This is a genomic window from Pseudomonas sp. NMS19W (genome assembly GCF_051554255.1).
GTDB classification, from domain to species: Bacteria; Pseudomonadota; Gammaproteobacteria; order Pseudomonadales; family Pseudomonadaceae; genus Aquipseudomonas; species Aquipseudomonas kribbensis.
Genome location: NZ_CP136718.1, coordinates 307,828 through 332,153, shown reverse-complemented (window position 1 = coordinate 332,153; position 24,326 = coordinate 307,828). Strand labels below are relative to the sequence as shown.

The window sequence follows — 24,326 nt, the reverse complement described above, 5'->3', positions numbered from 1 at the left end:
CCAACCGCCCTTTAAGAAGACTGGATGAAAACAAGCGAACGGATCCTCGAATGTGCCCTGCAGTTGTTCAACGAAAAGGGCGAGCCGAACGTCTCGACCATGGAGGTTGCCAATGAAATGGGGATCAGCCCCGGTAACCTCTACTACCATTTCCACGGCAAGGAGCCGCTGATCCTCGGGCTGTTCGAGCGTTTTCAGAGCGAGCTGGCGCCACTGCTCGACCCACCCGCCGATGTCGAACTGGCACCGGAGGATTACTGGCTGTTCCTGCATTTGATCGTCGAGCGCCTGGCGCAGTACCGGTTCCTGTTCCAGGACCTGTCGAACCTGGCCGGACGCCTGCCGAAACTGGCCAAGGGCATTCGCAGTTTTCTCAATGTCCTGAAGCGCACGCTGGCCTCATTGCTGGCGCGGTTGAAGGCATCGGGGCAACTGGTCAGTGATACCCAGGCGTTGGGGCAACTGGTGGAGCAGATCACCATGACGCTGCTGTTCTCACTGGACTATCAGCGGATTCTTGATCGCGAGGGGGAAGTGAGGCTGGTGGTGTACCAGATCATGATGCTGGTGGCGCCGCACCTGTTGCCGCCGGTGAAGGTGGCGACGGAGCGGATGGCTTTGCAATATCTCGAAGATCACGAGTGAGTCAGGTAGATCGCTGCCCTCACCCTAGCCCTCTCCCGGAGGGAGAGGGGACTGACCGTGGGATGCTCGGGAATTACGCCGACCTGAAGTTGTTATACCGAATCCATAATCGACTCGAGCTTTCAGGTCGATGCATAACGCGAAACACCTCGGTCGGTCCCCTCTCCCTCGGGGAGAGGGCTAGGGTGAGGGGGCTCTTGGATCAGACATACAAAAACGCCCGACCTTCACAGGCCGGGCGTTTTCTTGTGCCCTGAATATCAGGACTGACTGGTCGGCGTCGACGGAGTCGATGCAACAGTCGAAACAGGCGCCGGGGTTGGAGCCGAGGCGGAGTTCGACGTGCTGGCCAGTGCTTGCGGTGTGGTCACCGGTTTTGGTGCAGCTGGTTTCGGCGCAGCGGCTTTCGGCGCGGCCGGTTTTTTCACTGCAGGTTTTTTCGCTGCAGCCGGTTTGGCGGCAGGCTTGGCAGCGGGTTTGGCGGCAGCGGTTTTCGCTGCTGGCTTGGCCGCTGGTTTTGCAGCAGGTTTGGCGGCGGCCTTGGCGGCAACCGGTTTGGCTGCGGCTTTCGCTGCTGGCTTGGCGGCAGCAGTTTTGGCTGCTGGTTTTGCTGCCGGTTTGGCGGCGGCTTTAGCCAGTGGCTTGGCAGCGGTTTTGGCCGCAGGCTTGGCTGCTGCGGTTTTGGCCGCGACAGGTTGGGTTTTCAGGCCGGTGAGTTTCTCGATCTGCTTGGTCAGGGTATCGACCTTCTTGTGCAGATCCTTCACCTCATTGCGGCTCGGTACGCCCAGGCGCGAAATCGCACTGTTCAGGCGCTTGTCGAAAGCCCCTTCCAGTTGATCCCAGGTGCCCAGCGCGCGATCTTTCACGCCGCTGATGCGCGATTTGGCCGAGCTCGCGGTGTCCTTGGCAGCATCGACTTTTTTGCCGACCGCAGCCTTGGTGAGCTTCTCGGCTTTCTCGCCGTCTTTGACCAATGTATCGAAGAGCTTGCTGCCGTCAGTGTCGATCTTCGAGTACACGCCTAAACCAGCCAGCCAGATCTTGCGGGAATAGTCTTCGACTTTTCCGATCCACGAGCTGCCTTCTTTATCGGTGTTCTTTTTACCAGCCATCCCGTTCTCCTTAAGATTTACGCGCGACGCGTTCGAGCAATGCCGTCAGCTCATCGAGCTTAGCAGAGAGTGCCTCAACGTCATGTTTAGACGGAATGCCGATACGATTCAAGGCACTGGCGACACGCGTGTCGAACGCCTTCTCGACCTTGTCGAGCTGAACTTCGACGCGACCTTTGAAAGAGCTGACTTCACTCCTGGCTTCGTCGATCTCGGCGTTGGCCGCTTCGAGTTTTTCGGTGACGGCTTTTTTGCCTTTCTTTTCAACAGTTTGACCAGCCTTGATCAACTCCTGAAAGTACTCGCTGCCCTCCTGACCGACCTTGGTGTAGGCACCCAGGCCTGCCAGCCAGATCTTGCGGGCATAGGATTTGACGTCGCTCAGGGCAGAAGTCGAGGCGTCGATTTTTTTCTTCAAAATAGCTTTGGCCATGGTGCACCTCACGCGCAGAAGGTTTGAGGAACTGCCCTGACGAGTGTCGGGCTCAGGCACAAAGTAGGGAGAAAAATTAGAAACGGCACCCTAACAACTGACATAAAAGGCAGGTGCACAAGAAAAGAAAGGGGAGCCCGAAGCCCCCCGCTTGTCCTGATCAGACCAGCGCTTTATCCAGCGCCTTTTCGATCTCGGCTTTGATCATGCCGCTCATGGCCGACATCATCAGGCCCAGTTCGACATCGACCCGGATCGAATCCTCGGCCACATGCACCGCACCCTTCACGCCCGAACGCTTGAGGTTCAGGGTGTCACCCGCCCACTGCGGCTCGAGGCCATATTGATCGGAGAGTTTCTGCGCCAGTTTGTCGGCTTTCTCGCGGGCAACTTCCTTGCCCAGGCTGTGGGAACGCTCAACACTGATATGGGCCATTGAATGACTCCTGCTTTTTGAATGGGGCTATGAATGCCTGCAACGAATCTTGACCGCCACTGCGGCAAATCGTCCCGAAGGTTGCCCATCTTACCTTTAGCCATTCCAAGACAAAGCATGGCTTGGGGATTAGAATGTCGCGCATTCTCTTTTGGTGACAGCGATATGACTGATCAGCGCAAAGGCAGCGATGCCGAACCCACCACTCACTTCGGCTTCAAAAACGTTCCGGAAAGCCAGAAAGCGGAAAAAGTCGCTGAGGTGTTCCACTCCGTGGCCGCCAAGTACGACCTGATGAACGACCTTCTGTCGGGCGGCATGCACCGTCTGTGGAAGCGCTTCGCAATCGAACTGTCGGGCGTGCGCGCCGGCAACCGCGTGCTGGACATCGCCGGCGGTACCGGCGACCTGACCAAGAAATTCTCGCACCTGGTCGGCCCGACCGGTCAGGTGGTTCTCGCGGACATCAACGAATCCATGCTCAAGGTCGGCCGTGACCGCCTGCTGGATGTCGGTGTGTCGGGCAACGTCGAGTTTGTCCAGGCGGACGCTGAAAAGCTGCCGTTCCCGGACAACCATTTCGACTGCGTGACCATCGCCTTCGGCCTGCGCAACGTGACGCACAAAGAAGACGCCCTGCGTTCGATGCTGCGCGTGCTCAAGCCCGGCGGCCGTCTGCTGGTGCTGGAATTCTCCAAGCCGACCAACGCGCTGATGTCCAAGGCCTACGACGCCTACTCGTTCGCCTTCATGCCGCTGATGGGCAAGCTGATCACCAACGACTCGGAAAGCTATCGCTACCTGGCCGAATCGATCCGCATGCACCCGAATCAGGAAACCCTGAAGTCGATGATGGTCGACGCCGGTTTCGACCGCGTGACCTATCACAACATGACCGCAGGCATCGTCGCCCTGCACCGCGGCATCAAGCCCTGATGCTGCTGACCGGGCTGCTGGCCAGCGTCGAACTCGGCCTGAACCGCGTGCTGCGTCTCGACAGCACGGCGCTGCCGCGACTGGCGCATCTGACCGGCAAAGTGATTGCCGTGGATTGCCGCAGCCCGGCGCTGCAACTGTTCATCCTGCCGAGCGACGAAGGTTTGATGCTGGCGTCTCACTGGGAAACCGGCGTCGACTGCACCCTGCGCGCCCCGGCTTCGAGCCTGGTGAAACTGGCCCTGAGCAAGGACAAGACCGCAGTGCTGCACGCACCGGAAGTCGAACTCGACGGCGACAGCGGCGTGCTGCTGGAACTGGCGGGCGTGCTGCAGGACCTTGAGCTGGACTGGGAGTACGAACTCTCGCGCTGGCTCGGCCCGGTCGCCACGCAACTGGTCGGCGGTCACCTGCGCAGCCGCGCCCGCTGGTATCAACAAGGATTTGCCAGCCTCAACCAGAACCTCGCCGAATACCTGGCCGAAGAATCGCGCACCCTCGTCGGGCAGCGCGAAGCCGAAGCCCGCTTCAGCGAACTGGACCGGATCAAACTCGATCTGGAACGTCTCGAGGCGCGCTTCGAGCGCCTTTCCCGATCCCTCGACCCAAGCGATAACGCATGAAGCTGCTCGCCGTCCGCCGTCTGTTGCGCATCCAGCGCGTCGTGATCCGCTACCGCCTCGATGATCTGCTGTTCGATCTGCCCTTGCCGTGGTTCCTGCTGGCGCTGCGCTATGTCCTGCCGTGGCGCTGGTTCCCGCGCAAGCCGCTGGACCTGAGCCGTGGCGCACGCCTGCGCCTGGCGTTGCAGGACCTGGGGCCGATCTTCATCAAGTTCGGGCAGATCCTCTCGACCCGCCGCGACCTGCTGCCGGAAGACATCGCCGATGAGCTGATGCTGTTGCAGGACCGCGTGCCGCCGTTCGATTCGCAGCTGTCGGTCAAGTTGATCGAAGAACAGCTGGGCAAAAAGATCAGCGAAGTGTTCAGCCGCTTCGACGTCGAACCGCTGGCCTCGGCCTCGGTGGCGCAAGTGCATGCCGCGCAGCTGAAGACCGGCGAAGAAGTGGTGGTCAAGGTGATCCGCCCGGGCCTGAAACCGGTGATCGCCCAGGATCTGGCGTGGCTGTTCATTCTCGCCCGCGCCGCCGAAAAGGTCTCCGCCGACGCCCGCCTGCTGCACCCGGTGGACGTGGTCAGCGACTACGAAAAAACCATCTACGACGAACTCGATTTGCTGCGCGAGGCGGCCAACGCCAGCCAGTTGAAGCGCAACTTCGAAGGCTCGCCGCTGCTCTACGTGCCGCAAGTCTATTGGGACTGGTGCCGGCCGAAAGTGCTGGTGATGGAGCGTATCTACGGGATTCAGGTGACGGACCTGGCGACCCTCGCCGACCAGCGCACCGACATGAAGATGCTTGCCGAACGTGGCGTGGAGATCTTCTTCACCCAGGTGTTCCGTGACAGTTTCTTCCACGCCGACATGCACCCGGGCAACATCTTCGTCAGCACCGTCAACCCGTGGAGCCCGCAGTACATCGCGATCGACTGCGGCATCGTCGGCAGCCTGACCCCGGAAGACCAGGATTATCTGGCGCGCAACCTGTTCGCCTTCTTCAAACGCGACTACCGGCGCGTGGCGCAACTGCACATCGATTCGGGCTGGGTGCCGGCGGAAACCAAACTCAACGAATTCGAAGCGGCGATCCGTACCGTGTGCGAGCCGATTTTCGAAAAACCGTTAAAAGATATTTCATTTGGTCAGGTGCTGATGCGCCTGTTCCAGACCGCGCGCCGCTTCAACATGGAAGTGCAGCCGCAACTTGTACTGCTGCAAAAGACCCTGCTGAACATCGAAGGCCTGGGCCGTCAGCTGTACCCGGATCTGGATCTGTGGAACACCGCGCAGCCGTTCCTCGAACGCTGGATGCGCGAGCGCGTCAGCCCGAAAGCCTTGATCGGCAACGTACAGAGCCAGTTCGAACAGCTGCCGCACCTGGCCAACATGGCCCGCGACCTGCTCGAGCGCATGTCCCAGCCCCACGCCAACGACCCGCCACCGCCGTGGAAAAAGCGCAAGGACGACTGGTTCCTGCGCCTGCTCGGCAGCGCCCATCTGGCGGGCGGCACGATCCTCGCCGCCGGTGGCCCGCTGAATGAACTGGGGCATTGGCCCGCCGGGATCATGGTGGCAGTCGGCTTGTATCTGGTCGTTCGCCGATAGCAGGAATCAGCTGCAAGTTATAAGCTGCGAGCTTCAAGCTAGAAGCTACAGACACACCGCAACCTGCTTTTACTTGCAGCTTGAAGCTCGAAACTCGAAGCTGCTTTTGTCAGGAATCGAAGATGAAAAACTGGCTGGACGAGATCAAGTGGGACGCCGATGGCCTGGTGCCGGCGATTGCCCAGGATCACAAGACCGGACGCGTGCTGATGATGGCCTGGATGAACCGCGAAGCCCTGGAGCTGACCGCATCCGAAAACCGTGCCATCTACTGGTCACGTTCCCGTGGCAAGCTGTGGCGCAAGGGCGAAGAGTCCGGCCATGTGCAGACCCTGCATGAAATGCGTCTGGACTGCGACGCCGACGTGATCATCCTGATGGTCGAACAGATTGGCGACATCGCTTGCCATACCGGCCGTCAGAGCTGCTTCTACCGCGTCTTCGAAAACGGCGACTGGAAAACGGTCGATCCGGTCCTGAAAGACCCGCACGCTATCTATTCCGCAGGACACAAACATGAGTGACACCCTGACCCGCCTCGCTCAGGTACTTGAAGAGCGCAAGGGCGCTGCTGCCGACAGCTCATATGTAGCTAGTCTGTATCACAAGGGCCTGAACAAGATTCTGGAAAAGGTCGGCGAAGAGTCGGTCGAAACGATCATTGCCGCCAAGGACGCCGCCGTCAGCGGTGACTGCAGCGACGTGATCTACGAGACCGCCGACCTGTGGTTCCACAGCATGGTCATGCTCGCCCAGCTGGGGCAGCATCCGCAGGCTGTACTCGACGAACTGGATCGTCGCTTCGGCCTGTCCGGACACGTCGAGAAAGCCTCGCGTCCGTCCGCCTGAACAACTTTTAGAGAGGAACAGCAACATGGGCATTTTTGACTGGAAACACTGGATCGTCATTCTGGTTGTCGTGGTGCTGGTGTTCGGCACCAAGAAACTGAAAAACCTCGGCACCGACGTCGGCGAATCGATCAAGGGCTTCCGTAAAGCCATGAACGACGACGAAAAACCGGCCGATCCGACCGTCACGCCTGCGCAGCCGGTGCCACCGGTCCAGCCGCAAGCCACCGCTCAGGCCAACCCGCCGCACACCATCGACGTGCAGGCGCAGAAAGTCGAAGAGCCGATCCGCAAAGACGTGTGAGCACTGACTAATGTTTGGTATCAGCTTCTCTGAACTGCTGCTCGTCGGCCTCGTTGCCCTGCTGGTGCTGGGCCCCGAGCGTTTGCCGGGTGCCGCGCGCACCGCCGGCCTGTGGGTCGGACGGCTGAAGCGCAGCTTCAACGCGATCAAACAGGAAGTTGAACGTGAAATCGGTGCCGACGAAATCCGTCGGCAACTGCACAACGAACACATCCTGTCGCTGGAGCAGGAGGCGCGGAAGATCTTCACGCCACCGGTTCAGCAGGAGCCGACGCCTGTGCAGCCGGCGGCAGACCAGACGCCAACGCCGCCTGTCGCAGAGCAAACGATTCATGCACCGGCGAGCGTCGAACACGTCTCTGCCGCAGCCGCTGAAACTGCCCCGGTCATGAAGCCGATCGAACCCGTTGCTCCAGCCGCCGCGCCAGCCACACCAGCGCCCCAAGACACCACTTTGCCGCCGCGAGCCCCATGAGCGATCTCCCCGAAAACGACCAGCACATGCCGCTGGTATCGCACCTCACCGAGTTGCGCACCCGCCTGCTGCGCTGCGTCGCGGCGATCTTCATCATCTTCGCCGGGCTGTTCGCCTTCACCCAGCAGATCTACACCTTCGTCTCGACGCCGCTGCGCCAGTACCTGCCGGCCGGCGCGACGATGATCGCCACCGACGTGTCGTCGCCGTTCCTGACGCCGCTGAAGCTGACGATGATGGTCTCGCTGTTTCTCGCGATCCCGGTGATCCTGCACCAGATCTGGGGCTTCATCGCGCCGGGCCTGTACAAGCACGAGAAGCGTGTTGCGGTGCCGCTGCTGATTTCCAGCATCCTGCTGTTCTACACCGGCATGGCGTTCGCCTACTTCTTCGTGTTCCCGCTGATTTTCAAGTTCTTCGCCTCGGCCACCCCGGCCGGCGTGGAAATGATGACCGACATCACCAGCTACCTCGATTTCGTCATGACGCTGTTCTTCGCCTTCGGCGTGGCGTTCGAAATCCCGGTGGCCGTGGTATTGCTGGTATGGATCGGCGTGGTCGACGTCAAATACCTGAAGAAGATCCGCCCGTACGTGATCATCGGCTGCTTCGTGGTCGGCATGATCCTGACCCCGCCGGACATCTTCTCCCAGACCCTGCTGGCCGTACCGATGTGGATGCTGTTTGAAGTCGGCATTCTGTTTGGCAGCCTGGTCAGCAAGCGCGAGCGCCCGGACGAGACCGTCGACGACCACAACGACCAGCCGCCAGCGACCCAGCCATGAACCTGCTGCTGCTCGAAGAGGCCGATTTCATTGCGGCCGACCGCGTCGTGCTGCGCGACCGGCGCCTGACCCACATGCAGGAAGTCCATCGCTCGGAAGTCGGCGACAGCCTGCGGGTCGGGCGCATCAACGGCCTGATGGGCTCGGCCGAGCTGATGCGTCTGGAAGCGGGCGAAGCCGAACTGCGGGTCACCCTCAATCAGCCACCGCCGGCCAAACTGCCGCTGACCCTGGTGCTGGCCCTGCCCCGCCCGAAGATGCTGCGTCGGGTGTTCCAGACCGTGGCGACCATGGGTGTGTCGAAGGTGATTCTGGTCAACAGCTATCGCGTCGAGAAGAGCTTCTGGCAGACGCCGTTCCTGGAGCCGGAAGCGATTCGCGAGAACCTGATCCTCGGCCTCGAACAGGCCCGCGATACTGTGCTGCCGGAAATCATCATCGAGAAGCGCTTCAAGCCGTTCGTTGAAGATCGCCTGCCGGCCATCACCGACGGCACCCTCGGTCTGGTCGGCCATCCGGGCAACTTCCCGCCCTGCCCACGCGCCCTGAGCGAACCGGTGACCCTGGCTATCGGCCCCGAGGGTGGCTGGATTCCCTACGAAATCGACCTGCTGGGCAAATCCGGCCTGCAACCGGTGCAGCTGGGCGATCGCATCCTGCGGGTCGAAACCGCCGTCACCGCCCTGCTCGCCCGTCTGTTCTGAACCTGCCGGCGCCATTCGGCGCCGGACAAATCGCGTTACAGATTGCCATCATCCAGCCGATACAGTCTCCATAAGTCCAATTAGTGGTCCGAGGGGAGTCGTCGCATGTACCGTTGGTTAGCCGAGAATCTTGGAAACGTCAGCGTCAAACGCAAGCTGGGCATCGGTTTCGGCCTGGTGCTGCTGCTGACGCTGTTGATCACCTTCACCGGCTGGACCGGCATGAGCGGCATCATCAGCCGCGGTGACAAACTCGGTTTCATCTCGAGCCTCAACGAGCTGACCAAGGACCTGCGTCTGGCGCGTCTGGACTACGAAATGCGCCGTGGCGAACAAGGCCCGGGCGCGGTCAACGACCTGCTCGGCAAACTCGACAGCGGCCTGCAGACAGCCCGCAGCCTGATCGAGCAACCGTCGGACGCAACGAAAGTCGATCAGCAACTGGCGGCCGTCGCCGAGTACAAACGCGCCTTCGCCGACATGGTGCAGGCCGGTGCCAACCGCGAAGATGCCCGCAGCAAGCTCGGCGCCACCGCCGACAACGCCGTGGCCAAGGTCGCCGAAGTCGAAAAATCCATGCTGCAGGGCGACAGCGTTGCCCAGTTCAATGCGGTGATCGACCTGAGCAAACTGATCCAGCAGGCGCGCTTCCAGGTCCGTGGCTACACCTACAGCGGCAAGACCGAAGCCGAGCAACCGGCCCTCGACGCCATCGACAACGCCCTGAAAAACCTCGAGACCCTGCCGGCCAAGCTGCCTGAGCAACACATCGCCAACCTGCAACAGGCCACCGATTCGCTCAAGGCTTATCGCGCTGCCGTCAGCCAGTTCCGCGACTCCCAGGTGGCCAGCGCCAAGGCTCTGGCCCGTATGTCGGTGCAGGGCGACATCCTGCTCGATGTCAGCAAGCAGCTCACCGAATCCCAGACCGTCGTTCGCGACACCGATGCCGCCAGCGCCAAGAACCAGTTGCTGATCGCCACCCTGCTGGCCGTGGCCTTCGGCCTGCTGGCCGCCTGGGCGATTACCCGGCAGATCATCATTCCGCTGAACCAGACCCTGAAAGTCGCCGAACGCGTAGCCTCCGGCGACCTGACCCACAACCTGATCTCCCAGCGCCGCGACGAACTCGGCCAGCTGCAGCGCTCGATGCAGAGCATGACCCAGGGTCTGCGCGAACTGATCGGCGGCATCAGCGATGGCGTCACCCAGATCGCCAGCGCCGCGGAGGAGCTGTCCGCCGTGACCGAGCAGACCAGCGCCGGCGTGAATAATCAGAAGGTCGAGACCGATCAGGTCGCCACCGCCATGAACGAAATGGCCGCCACCGTGCAGGAAGTTGCGCGCAACGCCGAGGAAGCGTCGGAAGCCGCTGTCGCCGCTGACCAGCAGGCCCGTGAAGGCGACAAGGTCGTCGGTGAAGCCATTGCCCAGATCGAACGTCTGGCCACTGAAGTCGGCCATTCCACCGAGGCCATGGGCGAGCTCAAGCGCGAAAGCGACAAGATCGGCAGCGTGCTCGACGTGATCAAGTCCGTGGCCCAGCAAACCAACCTGCTGGCCCTCAACGCCGCCATCGAAGCGGCCCGTGCCGGCGAGGCCGGACGCGGTTTTGCGGTGGTCGCCGACGAAGTCCGCAGCCTCGCCCAGCGCACGCAGAAGTCCACCGAAGAGATCGAAGAGCTGATCGTCGGCCTGCAGAACGGCACCCAGCAAGTGGCGACGATCATGGACAACAGCCGCACCCTGACCGACAGCAGCGTCGAACTGACCCGCCGTGCCGGTGGTTCGCTGGAAAGCATCACCCGCACCGTCTCCGCGATTCAGGCGATGAACCAGCAGATCGCCGCGGCGGCCGAACAGCAGAGCGCCGTGGCCGAAGAGATCAACCGCAGCGTGCTGAACGTGCGGGATGTATCGGATCAGACGTCGGCAGCGAGCGAAGAAACGGCGGCGTCCAGCGTCGAACTGGCGCGCCTGGGCACTCACCTGCAAACGCTGGTGGGACGGTTCAAGGTTTGAGGTGATTCATCTGCCCAAGCTCGCTCAGAGCCGAGGTGATGCCTTCGCGAGCAAGCTCGCTCCCACAGAGATGCATTCCAATGTGGGAGCGAGCTTGCTCGCGAAAGCGCTTGATCAGGCGCTGAAGGCTAGAGGACTTGCCGCAAAAACGCCTGGGCTCGCGGATCCTTCGGCGCGTCGAAGAATTCCGTCGGCGAGGCATCTTCCAGCAGTTTGCCGTGATCGAAGAACAGCACCCGATCCGCCACTTCCCGGGCAAAGCCCATTTCGTGGGTCACGCAGACCATGGTCATGCCTTCCACAGCCAGGTTCTTCATCACGTCCAGCACTTCACCGACCATTTCCGGGTCGAGGGCCGAGGTCGGCTCATCGAACAGCATGACCTTCGGGTCCATCGCCAGCGCCCTGGCAATCGCCACGCGCTGCTGCTGACCGCCGGACAGACGCGAAGGGTATTCGCGGGCCTTCTGCGCAATGCCGACCTTCTCCAGCAACGCCAAAGCCTTGGCTTCGCTTTCCTTCTGGCCACGCTTGCGCACGACTTTCTGCGCCAGGCAGAGGTTTTCCAGCACGGTCATGTGCGGGAACAGATTGAAATGCTGGAACACCATGCCGACTTCGCGGCGGTAGGCATTGACGTCGGTTTTCGGGTCGGCCAGTTGCAGGCCGTCGATGCTCACCGAACCGGAATCGAACTCCTCAAGACCATTCAGGCAGCGCAGGAAGGTCGACTTGCCGGAACCGGACGGGCCGAGCACTACCAGCACTTCGCCCTTGGCCACATTGGTGCTGACATGATCCACGGCGCGCACCACCTGACCCCGGGTGTCGAAGACTTTTACCAGATCGCGGACTTCAATCACTTTGCGCGAGCCTCCGCTCAAGCCGGCTGGCGATTTTCGACAGCGGCAGGTTGATCAACAGGTACAGGCCGGCCACGCAGAACAGGATTTCGAACGGCGAAAACGAGGTGGTGATCACTTCACGACCGCTTTTCAGCAGCTCGGTAATCGCAATCACCGACACCAGCGAAGTGTCTTTCACCAGACTGATGAACTGCCCGGCCAGCGGTGGCAGCACACGCTTGAACGCCTGCGGCAGCACCACATGGCGCATCGACTGGCCGGCGCTCAAACCCAGCGAGCGGGCTGCTTCGTTCTGTCCACGGGCAATCGACTGCACGCCGGACCGGATGATTTCCGCCACGTAGGCGCCGGTGAACAGCGACAGCGCGGCGATCCCGGCGAACTCCCGGGACAGGTTCATCACCGTGCCGATGAAGAAGTAGAAAATGAAGATCTGCACCAGCAGCGGCGTGCCGCGTACCAGTTCGACATAGATTGTCGACAGGTCGCGCAGGGTCGGGTTGCTCGACAACCGGCACAGCCCGGTCGCCAGACCGATCAGCAGACCCAGCACGCCGGACACCACCGATAGCCAAAGCGTCGTCCACAGGCCCCACAGCAGCGGACCCGCCGCCCAATGCCGGGTCACGCCCACGACGTCACCTTCGGCCACATCGTCGCCCTGGGCGAATTGCAGGCTGTTTTCGTCGACGGTCAGGTGCTGCTCGTCACCGGCATCGTTGCGCAGAGTGACCTGCGCGCTGCCGCCCTTGCGCACCAGTTCGCTGACGGTGGAGATGTCAGTCGCGCGCTGGGTTTCCTCGGCCTGATAGGCGAAGTACTGCGGCACGCGGTTCCAGCGCCATTCGTAGGACATCAGCGACGTGGCGTAATACAGCGCGCCAGCCAGGCCGACCAGCACCAGCACGGTCAGGACGTGCCAGGGCCATTGGGCTTTTTTCTGTTTCATGGGTTTAGCGAAATCCGAAAGTTGTGTCGCCGGGGAGGCCGCCTTCGCGGGCAAGCCCGCTCCCACAAGGGACCGGGTCAGACACACCGATCACTGTGGGAGCGAGCTTGCTCGCGAATGGGGCGACTCGGTCTATAGGACCGAGTTATTCCATGTCCTTGAGCCACTCGGTGCTCTTGAACCACTTGTCATGGATGCGATCGTAGGTGCCGTCTTCGTGGATCTGGTGCAGGAAGTTGTTGATGAAGTTGATGCTGTCGTAATCACCCTTCTTCAGACCGAAGGCCAGCGGCTCGTAGGTGAACGGCTTGTCGAGGAACACCAGTTTGCCGGCGCCGACCTTGTTCACCGCGACCACGTTGTACGGTGCGTCGTAGATGAAGGCATCGGCCTTGCCGTTGACCACGTCGAGCACGGCTTCCTGCTCGTTGTCGTAGCCGTGGTACTTGGCCTTGGCGATGAGTTTTTTAGCGACCATTTCGCCGGTGGTGCCGAGCTTGGAGGTGATGCGGTAATCGGCGGTGTTCAGGTCTTTATAGGACTTGATGGTGCCTTCCAGCTCCTTGCGGATCAGCAGGGTCTGGCCGACAACGATGAACGGTTCGCTGAAGTTCAGGCGCAGGTTGCGTTCCTGAGTCAGGGTCATGCCGCTACCGATCATGTCGAACTTGTCGGTCATCAGCGCCGGGATGATCCCGTCGTAACCGGTCGAAACCAGCTCCAGCTTGACGCCCATGGCCTTGGACATGGCTTTGAGGATGTCGACTTCGAAACCGATGATCTCGCCACGCTTGTTGGTCATCTCGAACGGCATGTAGGTCGGGTCCATGCCGACTTTCAACGTGCCGCGCTTGACCGCGTCATCGATTGCGCCGGCCTGCGCCGCATTGACTGCAACCAGTGCCGTGACGCCGACCAGCAGCATCGACAGATACTTCTTCATCTTCAAGTCCCCAAAACCATTGCGTTTGCGGCGCGAAAACCGACAGAGGTGGACAAAAGTGTCCGGGTGCGCCAATTCGGGGACGGATGCTAACGCACTCGTCCGTTTGCACAAGGTTTTTTCATGAGTGGCTGACCGATGCCAGCATTCGGCAGGCAAAAAAACCCCGCTTTCGCGGGGTTTCTTCATCAGGCCGGTTGCACCTGCAAGCTCACAGGCTTGAGCGGCAGCAGCGGCGCATGGGGATCGGCTTTCACCGAGGCCCGCCACGCGTCCAGCCACTCGGCATGACCTTCGGCCCACACTTGCTCGTGCAGACGGGCCAGGGCCACCGGATCGCTCAGCAGTTGCAGGCGATCATGGTTGTTCAGCCCGGCCGGGCCGACCTTGATCGCGTGACGCACACGTTCCTGACGCAACCACTCGATCGGCTCGGCCTGACCGTGACGCGAGGTCGCCAGCGAGCACGCCAGGGCGTTTTGCTGCGGATCGACCACGGCACGGACAAAGCCGTCGTTCAGCGCATGCCAGCGGTTTTCGTGGGTGTACTGATCGGTGGCCAGCAGCGCCTGTGGCGGATTGTATTCCTCAGGGATGAGGAACAGGCTCTCGTCACGGGATTTGAGGCCCAGGCCCACACGGCTGGAAATCACCGACACCGGAATCGACAGCATCAGCGAACCGACGATCGGCACCAGCCACCACAGGAAGCTCGGGTTCAGCCAGATCACCAGCAGCGCCCAGAAGAAGCCCAGCAGGGTCTGCGGACCGTGGCGCTTGACCGCTTCACTCCATGGCGTGGAGTCGTCGTCACGCTGCGGCGAGTTCCAGGTCGCGGCCCAGCCAAGGAACGCGGCCAGAACGAAACGGGTGTGGAAAATCATCCGCACCGGCGCCAGCAACATGGAGAACAGCATCTCCAGCAGCATCGACAGGGTCACCTTGAACTTGCCGCCGAACTCTTTCGCGCCCTTGGCCCAGATCAGGATGATGCTCAACAGCTTCGGCAGGAACAGCAGCACGATGGTCGTCGAGAACAGCGCGATCGCCTTGTCCGGGTGCCATTGCGGCCACAGCGGATAGAGCTGGCGCGGTTCGAGGAAGTACTGCGGCTCCATCAGCGTGTTCACCGCCAGCAGCGCGGTGGACAGCACCAGGAAGAAGAACCACAGCGGCGCCGACAGGTAAGACATCACGCCGGTCAGGAACACCGCGCGGTGCACCGGGTGCATGCCTTTTACCAGGAACAGGCGGAAGTTCATCAGGTTGCCGTGGCACCAGCGACGGTCACGCTTGAGTTCGTCGAGCAGGTTCGGCGGCAGTTCTTCGTAGCTGCCCGGCAGGTCGTAGGCAATCCACACGCCCCAGCCGGCACGGCGCATCAGCGCGGCTTCAACGAAGTCGTGGGAGAGGATCGCACCGGAGAACGCGCCTTTACCCGGCAACGGCGCCAGGGCGCAGTGGTCGATGAACGGCTTCATGCGGATGATCGCGTTGTGACCCCAGTAGTGGGATTCACCCAACTGCCAGAAGTGCAGGCCGGCAGTGAACAGCGGACCGTAAACGCGAGTGGCGAACTGCTGCATGCGTGCATACAACGTGTCCATGCCCGAAGCACGCGGCGCGGTCTGGATGATGCCCGCGTCCGGAGTCGCCTCCATCAGGCGCACCAGACTGGTCAGGCACTCGCCGCTCATCACCGAGTCGGCGTCGAGCACGACCATGTACTTGTAGTCACCACCCCAGCGACGGCAGAAGTCGTCGAGGTTGCCGCTCTTGCGTTTGACGCGACGGCGACGGCGGCGATAGAAGATCTTGCCGAAGCCCTTGGCTTCACGGCAGACATCCAGCCAGGCCTGTTGCTCGGCAACGCAGATATCGGTGTCGTTACTGTCGCTGAGCACGAAGAAATCGAAGCGATCCAGGTCACCGGTGGCCGCAACGGACTCGAAGGTCGCGCGCAGACCGGCGAACACCCGAGGCACGTCTTCGTTGCAGATCGGCATCACCAGCGCGGTGCGCGCGTCCTTCGGAATCGGCTCGTTGCCGGCACTTTTACCGGAGATCCGGTATTTATCGTGACCGGTGAGCAACTCGAGGAAGCCCATCAGCGCGGTCCAGAAACCAGCCGACACCCAGCAGAACAGAATCCCGAACATGATCAGGATGCTGGTCTGCAGCGCATACGGCAGCACTTGCGTGGCGGTCTGCAGCAGCGGTTGATGCAGGACTTCTTCCAGATCGACGAACGACCAGCCCTGGTACGGCATGATGCCTTTCATGTACCAGCCGGCGACGATGGTCTGGCCGAGCATCAGGATCAGCAGGATGTAGCGACGGATCGAACCGACGGTGCGCCAGCGGGCAGCCGGCAGCACGTTCTGGTCTTTCGGCGGCTGCGGCGGGTTGGTCCGGCCGGTCAGGCGACGCCAGCCACGCACCAGGATGTTGGTGCGCCACGGCTCCGGCACGACCTTGGTCCGACGGATCGGCGGCGTGGCCTTGAGACTGACCCGGCCGCTGGCATCGAGCACCAGCATTTCCGCGTCTTCCAGCTCTTCGGCGGTGCTCAGGGTCAGGCGCTTGCCCACCGAAGCCTGGGCGGCTTCGGTCGGCGCGTCGAACGTCGAGGACGACAGGCGTTGATGCAATTCGCTGAAAGACTGGCAGCCCGCGAGTTCCGCGCGCTGCTCGTCGGTCATCGGCAGATGCGCCAGATACTCGGACAGAGTCTCTGGCTGTACTTGAGAGTTACTCATCGGCAGGCAACTGATAGCTCCAGGTCTCGGTCAGGACTTCTTCAGTCGAGGCCGGTTCCGGTGTGGCTGGGGCCGCGTCCGCAGCCGCTGGCTGCTTGGCGTCTTTGTTGGCCTTGTCCTTGGCATCTGCCGCTGGCTTGGCGTCGGCCTGTTTGGCTTCGGCGGCCTTGGCTTCCTTGTCGGCTTTTTCCTGTTGCTTGGCGGCGATCTTGTCGGCCTTGGCAACCGAGGAGTTGGAAGCCGGCAGCGAGGTCTTGGCCAGATCGGCCGGAACGATGTTCTGCACCAGCGCGGCACGCATCTCGGTCGACTTGCTCGCGTCCTTGATCTTCATCCGCAGGGTCAGGCGCCAGCCCTTGGTTTCAGGGTTGTAGCGCACGCTGTTCTCGACCAGCTCGGCGTTGTCGCCGACGCTGACCTGGCTGCGCACGTCCGCATCCGGGGCCAGGGCCGCCAGGGACGGGCCTTCGAAGTCGACCAGATAGGCAACGCTGCCATCCGGCTGACGGATCAGGTTCGATTGCTTGACGTCACCGGTCGAACGCAGGGTCTGCTTGACCCAGGCGCTGTCCGGCGCGTGGATTGCCGCTTCGTCCATGGTCCAGTGCATGCGGTAGGCGAAGTCCAGCGGCTGGCCTGGTTCCGGCAGTTTTTCCGGGTTCCAGAACGCAACGATGTTGTCGTTGGTTTCGTCGGCGGTCGGGATCTCGACCAGATCGACGGTGCCTTTGCCCCAGTCGCCCTTCGGCTCGATCCAGGCGCTTGGACGCTTGTCGTAGCGGTCGTCGAGGTCTTCGTAGTGGCTGAAGTCACGGCCACGCTGCAGCAGACCGAAACCGCGCGGGTTGTCGACGCTGAACTGGCTCACGGCCAGATGTTTAGGGTTGTTCAGAGGACGCCAGATCCACTCGCCGTTGCCGGCATGGATCGACAGACCGCTGGAGTCGTGCAGTTCGCGACGGTAGTTGAGCACTTTCGACGGCTGGTTGGCGCCGAACAGGAACATGCTGGTCAGCGGCGCGATGCCGAGTTTGCCGACCTTGTCACGCAGGAACATCTGGCCTTTGACGTCGACAATGGTGTCGCTGCCCGGGCGCAGGATCAGGCGGTAGGCGCCGGTCGCGCGCGGCGAGTCCAGCAGGGCGAAGATCACCAGGTGCTTGTCGCCCGGCTTCGGCTGCTGAATCCAGAACTCGCGAAAACGCGGGAATTCTTCGCCGGACGGCAGAGCGGTATCGATCGCCAGGCCACGGGCCGACAGACCGTAGGTGTGACCCTTGCCGACGACGCGGAAGTAGCTCGCGCCCAGCATGGTCATGATTTCGTCTTGCTTGTCAGCCTTGTTGATCGGGTACAGGACACGGAAACCGGCATAGCCCAGTTGTTCGGTGGCCTTTGGATCGAACTGCAGATCGCCGAAATCGAAACGGCTCGGATCGTATTTGATTTCTTCGACGGTGTTTGCGGTGATTTCGTTGATTTTCACCGGCGTATCGAAGTGCATGCCCTGATGATAGAAGGACAGCTTGAACGGGTTCTTCTGGTCGGCCCATTCGGCTTTTTCGGTGCGGAAACGAATCTTCTGATAGTCCGCGAACTTCATGTCACGGAATTCGTTCGGCAGGTTGCTGCGCGGGGCTTCGAATTTCTGCCCGGCCAGCTCTTTGGCCTTGGCCGACACATCGTCAAGATTGAATGCCCAGAGCTGGCCGGCGCTGAGCAGGCAGAGTACTGCCGAGCCCGCTACCAGAGCGCTGCGCAAGCGTTTGGCAGACAATTTTGCTGCATTACAGGGACTAACAATCACGAGCAACCCTCGCCGAAAACAGATCAATAAACCAACGGCCAGATGAAGTGCCTGTGAGGTTTTCGGTACAAAAATACCGGCCTTGCAGGGCACCCTTGCCAAGTTGGCGAGCATTGTTCCGACTCCGCTGGGGCAAAATGATTCCCCAATCGGATCCGGACAAGTCTCTTACCTAAGTCAAAATGGACCAACGAACGCTGATCCCCGTAGCGCGCGATTATCTAGTAGCCCGCGTGACAACGCATCAGGGGTAACAAAGTATTTATCGCGAAAATTCCCTGTTTTCAGTCGAAAAGCCCTTAAAAACTTGTTTCAAGCGCTTTCATGTCTGTAACAGGAAGGTTACCGGGCCATCGTTGACCAGGTGCACCTGCATATCCGCGCCGAATCTACCTGATGCCACAGTGCCATGCATCTGTTTCGCTTTGCTGAATAGATAGTCGAACAATTCCTCGCCCAGCGCCGGAGGGGCGGCGGTCGAGAAACTCGGACGCAGCCCGCTTTTGGTGTCGGCAGCCAGGGTGAACTGAGAGACCAGCAGCAGCCCGCCGCCCACATCCGCCAAAGACAGATTCATCTTGCCCTCGGCGTCACTGAATACTCGATAGTTAAGCAGCTTATGCAGAAGTTTGTCGGCGCTGGCCTGCGTGTCGTCGGGTTCGACCGCCACCAGCACCAGCAAACCCTGATCGACGCTGCCGACCACCTCCCCCGCCACTTCGACCCGCGCGCCTTTCACGCGCTGCAAAAGCCCCTTCATGCTTCTTCGGGCGGCAGGTCGAGCAGGCGCCGGGCCATTTTGCTGGCGGCGCGTACCAGTGCGTCGGTGATACCCGGTTCGGAGGCGGCGTGACCGGCATCGCGGATCACCTGCAGCTCGCTGTTCGGCCAGGCCTGATGCAGCTCCCACGCATTGTCGAGCGGGCAGATCACGTCGTAACGGCCATGGATGATCACACCCGGCAGATGAGCGATCTTGCCCATGTCGCGGATCAGCTGGTTCGGTTCGAGGAAGGCGTTATTGGTGAAGTAGTGGCATTCGATCCGCGCAATCGACAAGGCGCGCTGCGGCTCGGAGAAACGGTCGACCACCAGCGGGTTCGGGCGCAGGGTCGCGGTGCGCCCTTCCCAGGTCGACCAGGCCTTGGCGGCATGCATCTGGGCGATCTGGTCGTTGCCGGTCAGGCGTTTGTGGAAAGCGCTGAGCAGGTCGTCGCGCTCGTCCAGCGGGATCGGCGCGAGGTAGTCCTGCCAGTAATCGGGGAACAGACGGCTGGCACCGGCCTGGTAGAACCATTCGATTTCCTGCGGACGGCAGAGAAAGATCCCACGCAAGATCAGACCATGCACACGCTCCGGGTGGGTCTGTGCGTAAGCCAGCGCCAGGGTCGAACCCCAGGAACCGCCGAACAGCACCCATTTATCGATGCCCAGGTGTTTGCGAATGCGCTCGAGGTCTTCGACCAGATCCCAGGTGGTGTTGTTTTCCAGGCTGGCGTGGGGGGTGGAGCGTCCGCAGCCACGCTGGTCGAAGGTGACGATGCGATACAGATTCGGATCGAAGTAGCGACGGCTCTGGGCATCGCACCCGGCGCCCGGGCCACCATGGATGAACACCACCGGCAAACCTTCCGGTGAACCGCTTTCGTCGACGTACAGCGTATGGGTGTCGTCGACGGCCAGATCGTGCCGTGCGTGAGGTTTGATCTGCGGAAACAAAGTCTGCATTGCGCGCTCCGTAAGGGGTCGAGGTCATCCCTGGGGGGACTTCTATTATTCTGCCGTCCGGCATCATAAACCCGATTTACGTCAATGAGCATGCCCGTGCGCTGTCACATTTTGTCAGCCATGAACCCCAGCAGGTTTTCGTAGAGACGATCGACTTCGGCGACCTGATGCCGCGCCCGCAGGCAGCCGTGCACCAGCCCTTCGCCGTAATACAGCGTGGCCTCGCCCCCGGCGGCGGACAGGCGTTCGGCGTAGCGCACACCGTCGTCGCGCAACGGATCGAACTGCGCCACGCCGACCCAGGCCGGGGGCAATCCGCTGAAATCATCGGCAAGCAACGGCATGGCCCAGGCATTCGGTTGTGGCGTGCCGCGCAGGTACAACGCGTGATAACAATCCACGTCGCTGCTGGAGAGTAACGGCGCATCGCTGCACTCGCTGCGCGACGGCAGTTGTTCGTCACCGCCCAGTCCGGGATAGATCAGCACCTGGGCTTTGGGCGGCACTTCGCCGGCATCGCGCAGGGCCAGGCACAACGCAGCAGCGAGATTGCCGCCGGCACTGTCGCCGGCCACCAGCATGCGCTCACGGTCGAAGCCGAACGATCCGTCGCGCAGGGCACGCCAGACACTCAGGCAATCTTCGAACCCGGCGGGAAACGGATGCTCCGGCGCCAGCCGATAATCCACCGCCACCACCATCGCCCCCAGCGCCATGGCCAGTCCGCAGCAGATGAAGTCGTGGGAATCCAGCCCGCCGACCACCCATCCGCCACCGTGCAGATACACCACACAGGATGGTGACCCAGCAGGCGGGCGATAGGCGCGAACCGGCACCGCACCCAACCGAAAGTCCTCTACCTCAAGCCCTGCCGGTCGCGGCGGGGTGAACGCCCGGCACATCTCGTCATAGCCACGGCGCAATCCGGCGAAGCTGCTGTCATCGCTGGCGAAGCTTTCGGTTCTGGCGACAAACGCCGCCATCGCCGGTGAAAGTGGATAAGTGCTCATCAGTTTTTCAGACTGGCCTGAACCGTGGCCACGCCGTCCTTGCCATCGAAACTGCTGACACCCGCCAGCCAGCGCTGCAGATCTTCGGGATGCTCACGCAGCCAGGTCTTCGCCACTTCCTGAGGTGTCTTGCGCTCCATGATTGGCACCATCAACTGGCTTTCCTGAGCGGCGTTGAAAGTCAGGTTCTCCAGCAGTCGATTGACGTTAGGGCAGCGCTCGGCGTAATCCGGCGCGGTGACCGTGGAAACGGTGGCGGCGCCTTCGTTCGGGCCGTAGACGTCTTCGCTGCCGGTCAGGTAGGTGATTTTCATGTTGATGTTCATCGGATGCGGGGTCCAGCCAACGAACACCACGAACTCCTTGCGATTCACCGCCCGCTGCACGGCGGCGAGCATGCCGGCTTCACCGGATTCGATGATCTTGAAATCCTTCAGGCCGAAATGGTTGGTTTCGATCATGGTCTTGATCGTGGTGTTGGCGCCGCTGCCGGGCTCGATGCCGTAGATTTTGCCGCCGAGCTGATCCTTGAATTTTGCGATATCGCCAAAGGTTTTCAGCCCCGCCGCCGCGACGTAGTCCGGCACTGCCAGGGTTGCCTGGGCATCCGCCAGACTTGGCTTGTCCATCACTTTGACTTGATTGGCAGCGAGGAATGGCGCGATGTTCTTGTCCATCGCCGGTTTCCAGTAGCCGAGGAAGATATCGAGTCGTTTGTCGCGAATGCCGGCAAAGATGATTTGCTGCACGGCGCTGGTCTGTTTGCTTTCGTAGCCGAGGCCGTTGAGCAGCACGTCGGCCATGCCGCTGGTGGCGATCACGTCGGTCCAGTTGACCACGCCCATGCGCACGGTTTTGCAGGAAGCATCGTCGGAAGCCATGGCGCCGGCGCTGAGCAGCGCACTGCCGGTGAGGATTAACGCACAACGAGTGAACAGTTTTTTCATGTGGGATCGTCTCGTGCGGCAGCGGTTTATTGTTCGGATCGGTGTCTTCTTGCACCGTGGCCGAAACATTACGCAGCAGGCGAGACGGAAAAGCGACCTGTGGCGACCGGGATTTGCACGGTGGCGACTTCTCCCGATCATTCCCACGCAGAGCGTGGGAACGATCACAGCTGACTCAGTTGTAGTGCTTTGCGCCCCAGGCGAGCAGCCCTTGCAGCAACTCCTTGAGCACCACCCGCGTCGGCTCCGCCAGATCGGCGCGGTAGCGGAACGGTTCGAACTCTTCCATGTAGGTGCACTGGCCCAGTTCCAGTTGCACGGCATGGATGTTCTCGGCCGGGTTGCCGTAGTGACGGGTGATGTGGCCGCCCTTGAAGCGTCCGTTCAGCACATGGCTGTAATCGCCGTGGCGTGCGCAGATCGCTTCCAGTTGCGTGGCCAGTTGTGGGTCGCAACTGGCGCCGTTGAAGGTGCCCAGATTGAAGTCCGGCAACTTGCCGTCGAACAGGTGCGGGATGATCGAACGGATCGAGTGCGCATCGAACAACAGTGCGTAACCGAACTCGGCCTTCAGCCGCGCCAGCTCTTCCTGCAAGGTGCGGTGGTACGGCGTCCAGATCTGCTCCAGGTACGTCGCGCGTTCTTCTTTCGACGGCTCCTTGCCTTCCTTGAACAATGGAATGCCATCGAACAACGTTGCCGGGTACAGCCCGGTGGTGGCGCCGGCATACAACGGTTTGTCGTCGGATGGCCGGTTCAGATCGATGACGAACCGCGAATACTCGGCCGCCAGGGTGCTGGCGCCCAGTTCGGCGGCGAAATCGTAGAGCTGCGGAATATGCCAGTCGGTGTCCGGCAGGCTTTTCGCGTCCGGGATCAATCCGGCCTCGACCGCCGGGGTCAGGCGCACACCCGCGTGGGGCATGCTGATCAGCAGCGGCACACGACCTTGTTTGAAGTTCAGAACCTTATCCACAACCGCTCTCCTACAGACTTGATTCAACGCCGTGACGCACGACGCGTTTGTCCAGTTCGCCGCCCAACCAGTACGCCAGGTCCGCCGGCCGGTCGATCTGCCAGGCGACGAAATCCGCCACCTTGCCGACTTCCAGCGAACCGTGGGTATCGGCCATGCCCAGGGCTTGCGCCGCATGAATCGTGGCGCCGGCCAAAGCTTCTTCCGGGGTCATGCGGAAACAGGTGCAGGCCATGTTCAGCATCAGGCGCAATGACAGCGCCGGCGAGGTGCCGGGGTTGAGGTCGCTGGCGATGGCGATTTTCACCTTGTGCTTGCGCAGGGCTTCCATCGGCGGCAATTGGGTTTCACGCAGGAAGTAGAACGCCCCCGGCAACAGCACCGCGACGGTGTCGGACTTGGCCATGGCAATGGCGTCGTCTTCATCCATGAATTCCAGATGATCGGCGGACAACGCGTGATAGCGCGCCGCGAGGCTGGAACCGTGCAACGACGACAATTGCTCGGCGTGCAGCTTCACCGGCAGACCGAGTTTTTGCGCGGTAACGAACACCCGCTCGACCTGCTCCGGGGAGAACGCCAGGTATTCGCAGAAGGCATCCACCGCGTCCACCAGCCCTTCGGCGGCCAGTGCGGGCAGCATCTCGGCGCAGATGTGATCGATGTAATCGTCAGCGCGATCCTTGTACTCCGGCGGCAACGCATGGGCGGCCAGACAGGTGCTGCGTACGCTGATCGGCAGCTCGTCGGCGAGGCGACGGATGACCCGCAGGATCTTGCGTTCGCTGGCCAGGTCGAGGCCGTAGCCGGACTTCATTTCGACCGTGGTCACGCCGTCGCGCATCAGGCTTTTCAGGCGTTTGGCGGCGCTGGCGAACAGCTCGTCTTCCGACGCTTCGCGGGTGGCGCGCACGGTGCTGGCGATGCCGCCACCGGCTGCGGCGATCTCCGCGTAGCTCACACCTTGCAGGCGTTTCTCGAATTCACCGCTGCGGTTGCCGCCGAACACGGTGTGGGTGTGGCAGTCGATCAGGCCGGGGGTGACCCACGCGCCTTGCAGATCGTTGACCGCCGGATATTCGCCGGACGGCAATTGAGTGCGCGGGCCGATCCACTCGATGTGTGCACCGGACGTCACGATGGCCGCATCCTCGATGATCGAGTAGACGCCTTGCGCCATGGTTGCGACGTGGCAGTGTTGCCAGAGGGTTTTCACTGTTGGCCTCCGTTGAAATTCTGTTTGGTGGGCAGCCTTCAAAAGCCCCTCACCCTAACCCTCTCCCGGAGGGAGAGGGGACTGACCGCGTTGTTCTTTCGATTGTTGCCGACCTGATAGTTTGAGCCGAACTCAGGCCTAGAAGCTCACCGAGATCGGCTCCCTCTCCCTCCGGGCGGTCCGACGTTTCGGGAGGG

Annotated in this window: 25 protein-coding genes and 1 pseudogene; 12 read left to right on the top strand and 14 right to left on the bottom strand. The window is 61.6% G+C overall.

Annotated features, from left to right (window positions below; all coding sequences use genetic code 11):
- The first annotated feature begins 24 nt into the window (after nucleotides 1–24).
- Nucleotides 25–645: a TetR/AcrR family transcriptional regulator gene (locus R1A29_RS01455; RefSeq protein WP_438300451.1), complete on the top strand. Its 621-nt coding sequence runs from the start codon at nucleotides 25–27 to the stop codon at nucleotides 643–645.
- A 260-nt stretch (nucleotides 646–905) separates the two neighbouring features.
- Here R1A29_RS01455 and R1A29_RS01450 read toward each other — a convergent pair whose 3' ends face one another.
- From R1A29_RS01450 to R1A29_RS01440, 3 genes are all read right to left on the bottom strand, one after another.
- A complete protein-coding gene (locus tag R1A29_RS01450) occupies nucleotides 906–1,760 on the bottom strand; it encodes a phasin family protein (RefSeq protein WP_114881125.1) in 855 nt (284 codons plus the stop codon).
- Between the two features lie 10 nt (nucleotides 1,761–1,770).
- Nucleotides 1,771–2,193 (bottom strand): phasin family protein, encoded by a 423-nt coding sequence (locus tag R1A29_RS01445; protein WP_085711043.1) that lies wholly within the window; start codon nucleotides 2,191–2,193, stop codon nucleotides 1,771–1,773.
- Nucleotides 2,194–2,353: 160 nt separating this feature from the next.
- Nucleotides 2,354–2,629 (bottom strand): polyhydroxyalkanoic acid system family protein, encoded by a 276-nt coding sequence (locus R1A29_RS01440; protein ID WP_438300450.1) that lies wholly within the window; start codon nucleotides 2,627–2,629, stop codon nucleotides 2,354–2,356.
- Between the two features lie 165 nt (nucleotides 2,630–2,794).
- On the opposite strand from R1A29_RS01440, the gene ubiE reads away from it, so the two are divergent.
- The 11 genes and pseudogenes from ubiE (at nucleotide 2,795) to R1A29_RS01385 (ending at nucleotide 10,928) form a co-directional block, all read left to right on the top strand.
- The gene (ubiE, locus tag R1A29_RS01435) at nucleotides 2,795–3,565 is read left to right on the top strand and encodes a bifunctional demethylmenaquinone methyltransferase/2-methoxy-6-polyprenyl-1,4-benzoquinol methylase UbiE (protein WP_007952418.1); all 771 of its coding nucleotides are present in this window, start codon (nucleotides 2,795–2,797) and stop codon (nucleotides 3,563–3,565) included.
- Nucleotides 3,565–4,188, top strand: coding sequence for a ubiquinone biosynthesis accessory factor UbiJ (locus R1A29_RS01430; protein ID WP_007952419.1), 624 nt, complete (start codon nucleotides 3,565–3,567; stop codon nucleotides 4,186–4,188). The genes ubiE and R1A29_RS01430 overlap by 1 nt, the downstream gene beginning before the upstream one ends.
- The gene (gene ubiB, locus R1A29_RS01425) at nucleotides 4,185–5,789 is read left to right on the top strand and encodes a ubiquinone biosynthesis regulatory protein kinase UbiB (protein ID WP_085683997.1); all 1,605 of its coding nucleotides are present in this window, start codon (nucleotides 4,185–4,187) and stop codon (nucleotides 5,787–5,789) included. Before R1A29_RS01430 ends, ubiB begins: the two co-directional genes overlap by 4 nt.
- 122 nt (nucleotides 5,790–5,911) lie before the next feature.
- Nucleotides 5,912–6,313: a phosphoribosyl-AMP cyclohydrolase gene (gene hisI, locus R1A29_RS01420; protein WP_025110285.1), complete on the top strand. Its 402-nt coding sequence runs from the start codon at nucleotides 5,912–5,914 to the stop codon at nucleotides 6,311–6,313.
- Entirely contained in the window at nucleotides 6,306–6,638 is a 333-nt protein-coding gene (locus tag R1A29_RS01415; RefSeq protein WP_007952422.1) for a phosphoribosyl-ATP diphosphatase, read from the top strand. The genes hisI and R1A29_RS01415 overlap by 8 nt, the downstream gene beginning before the upstream one ends.
- A gap of 25 nt (nucleotides 6,639–6,663) precedes the next feature.
- On the top strand, nucleotides 6,664–6,942 hold the full coding sequence (locus tag R1A29_RS01410) for a twin-arginine translocase TatA/TatE family subunit (protein ID WP_007952423.1): 279 nt from the start codon (nucleotides 6,664–6,666) through the stop codon (nucleotides 6,940–6,942).
- A gap of 10 nt (nucleotides 6,943–6,952) precedes the next feature.
- On the top strand, nucleotides 6,953–7,417 hold the full coding sequence (tatB, locus tag R1A29_RS01405; RefSeq protein WP_265812587.1) for a Sec-independent protein translocase protein TatB: 465 nt from the start codon (nucleotides 6,953–6,955) through the stop codon (nucleotides 7,415–7,417).
- Nucleotides 7,414–8,202 (top strand): twin-arginine translocase subunit TatC, encoded by a 789-nt coding sequence (gene tatC / locus R1A29_RS01400; RefSeq protein WP_065261773.1) that lies wholly within the window; start codon nucleotides 7,414–7,416, stop codon nucleotides 8,200–8,202. Before tatB ends, tatC begins: the two co-directional genes overlap by 4 nt.
- The gene (locus R1A29_RS01395) at nucleotides 8,199–8,906 is read left to right on the top strand and encodes a 16S rRNA (uracil(1498)-N(3))-methyltransferase (RefSeq protein WP_438300449.1); all 708 of its coding nucleotides are present in this window, start codon (nucleotides 8,199–8,201) and stop codon (nucleotides 8,904–8,906) included. Before tatC ends, R1A29_RS01395 begins: the two co-directional genes overlap by 4 nt.
- Before the next feature lie 105 nt (nucleotides 8,907–9,011).
- Nucleotides 9,012–10,073 (top strand): annotated as a pseudogene (locus tag R1A29_RS01390) (methyl-accepting chemotaxis protein); the annotation flags it as partial.
- Entirely contained in the window at nucleotides 10,056–10,928 is an 873-nt protein-coding gene (locus R1A29_RS01385) for a methyl-accepting chemotaxis protein (protein ID WP_371856501.1), read from the top strand. The pseudogene R1A29_RS01390 and the gene R1A29_RS01385, both read left to right, overlap by 18 nt.
- A 128-nt stretch (nucleotides 10,929–11,056) precedes the next feature.
- Here R1A29_RS01385 and R1A29_RS01380 read toward each other — a convergent pair whose 3' ends face one another.
- The 11 genes from R1A29_RS01380 to hutI form a co-directional block, all read right to left on the bottom strand.
- The gene (locus tag R1A29_RS01380; RefSeq protein ID WP_114881121.1) at nucleotides 11,057–11,791 is read right to left on the bottom strand and encodes an amino acid ABC transporter ATP-binding protein; all 735 of its coding nucleotides are present in this window, start codon (nucleotides 11,789–11,791) and stop codon (nucleotides 11,057–11,059) included.
- Nucleotides 11,784–12,743, bottom strand: a complete 960-nt coding sequence (locus tag R1A29_RS01375; RefSeq protein WP_007952431.1) for an amino acid ABC transporter permease — start codon at nucleotides 12,741–12,743, stop codon at nucleotides 11,784–11,786. The genes R1A29_RS01380 and R1A29_RS01375 overlap by 8 nt, the downstream gene beginning before the upstream one ends.
- 145 nt (nucleotides 12,744–12,888) lie before the next feature.
- Nucleotides 12,889–13,686 (bottom strand): transporter substrate-binding domain-containing protein, encoded by a 798-nt coding sequence (locus R1A29_RS01370; protein WP_085711037.1) that lies wholly within the window; start codon nucleotides 13,684–13,686, stop codon nucleotides 12,889–12,891.
- A gap of 188 nt (nucleotides 13,687–13,874) precedes the next feature.
- Nucleotides 13,875–16,445, bottom strand: a complete 2,571-nt coding sequence (mdoH, locus tag R1A29_RS01365) for a glucans biosynthesis glucosyltransferase MdoH (RefSeq protein ID WP_438300448.1) — start codon at nucleotides 16,443–16,445, stop codon at nucleotides 13,875–13,877.
- Entirely contained in the window at nucleotides 16,438–18,252 is a 1,815-nt protein-coding gene (locus R1A29_RS01360) for a glucan biosynthesis protein G (protein ID WP_134825201.1), read from the bottom strand. Before R1A29_RS01360 ends, mdoH begins: the two co-directional genes overlap by 8 nt.
- Nucleotides 18,253–18,574: 322 nt before the next feature.
- Nucleotides 18,575–19,012, bottom strand: coding sequence for a D-aminoacyl-tRNA deacylase (gene dtd / locus R1A29_RS01355; RefSeq protein WP_248743166.1), 438 nt, complete (start codon nucleotides 19,010–19,012; stop codon nucleotides 18,575–18,577).
- Nucleotides 19,009–19,980 carry a prolyl aminopeptidase gene (pip, locus tag R1A29_RS01350; protein WP_007952436.1) on the bottom strand — a complete coding sequence of 324 codons (972 nt, stop codon included), beginning with the start codon at nucleotides 19,978–19,980 and terminating at the stop codon, nucleotides 19,009–19,011. The genes dtd and pip overlap by 4 nt, the downstream gene beginning before the upstream one ends.
- 104 nt (nucleotides 19,981–20,084) lie before the next feature.
- Nucleotides 20,085–20,990, bottom strand: coding sequence for an alpha/beta hydrolase (locus tag R1A29_RS01345; protein WP_438300447.1), 906 nt, complete (start codon nucleotides 20,988–20,990; stop codon nucleotides 20,085–20,087).
- Complete coding sequence (locus R1A29_RS01340; protein WP_438300446.1) at nucleotides 20,990–21,937, bottom strand: choline ABC transporter substrate-binding protein; 948 nt, start codon at nucleotides 21,935–21,937, stop codon at nucleotides 20,990–20,992. Before R1A29_RS01340 ends, R1A29_RS01345 begins: the two co-directional genes overlap by 1 nt.
- 175 nt (nucleotides 21,938–22,112) lie before the next feature.
- A complete protein-coding gene (gene hutG / locus R1A29_RS01335) occupies nucleotides 22,113–22,913 on the bottom strand; it encodes an N-formylglutamate deformylase (RefSeq protein ID WP_134825198.1) in 801 nt (266 codons plus the stop codon).
- Between the two features lie 10 nt (nucleotides 22,914–22,923).
- On the bottom strand, nucleotides 22,924–24,129 hold the full coding sequence (hutI, locus tag R1A29_RS01330; RefSeq protein ID WP_438300445.1) for an imidazolonepropionase: 1,206 nt from the start codon (nucleotides 24,127–24,129) through the stop codon (nucleotides 22,924–22,926).
- Nucleotides 24,130–24,326 lie beyond the last annotated feature (197 nt).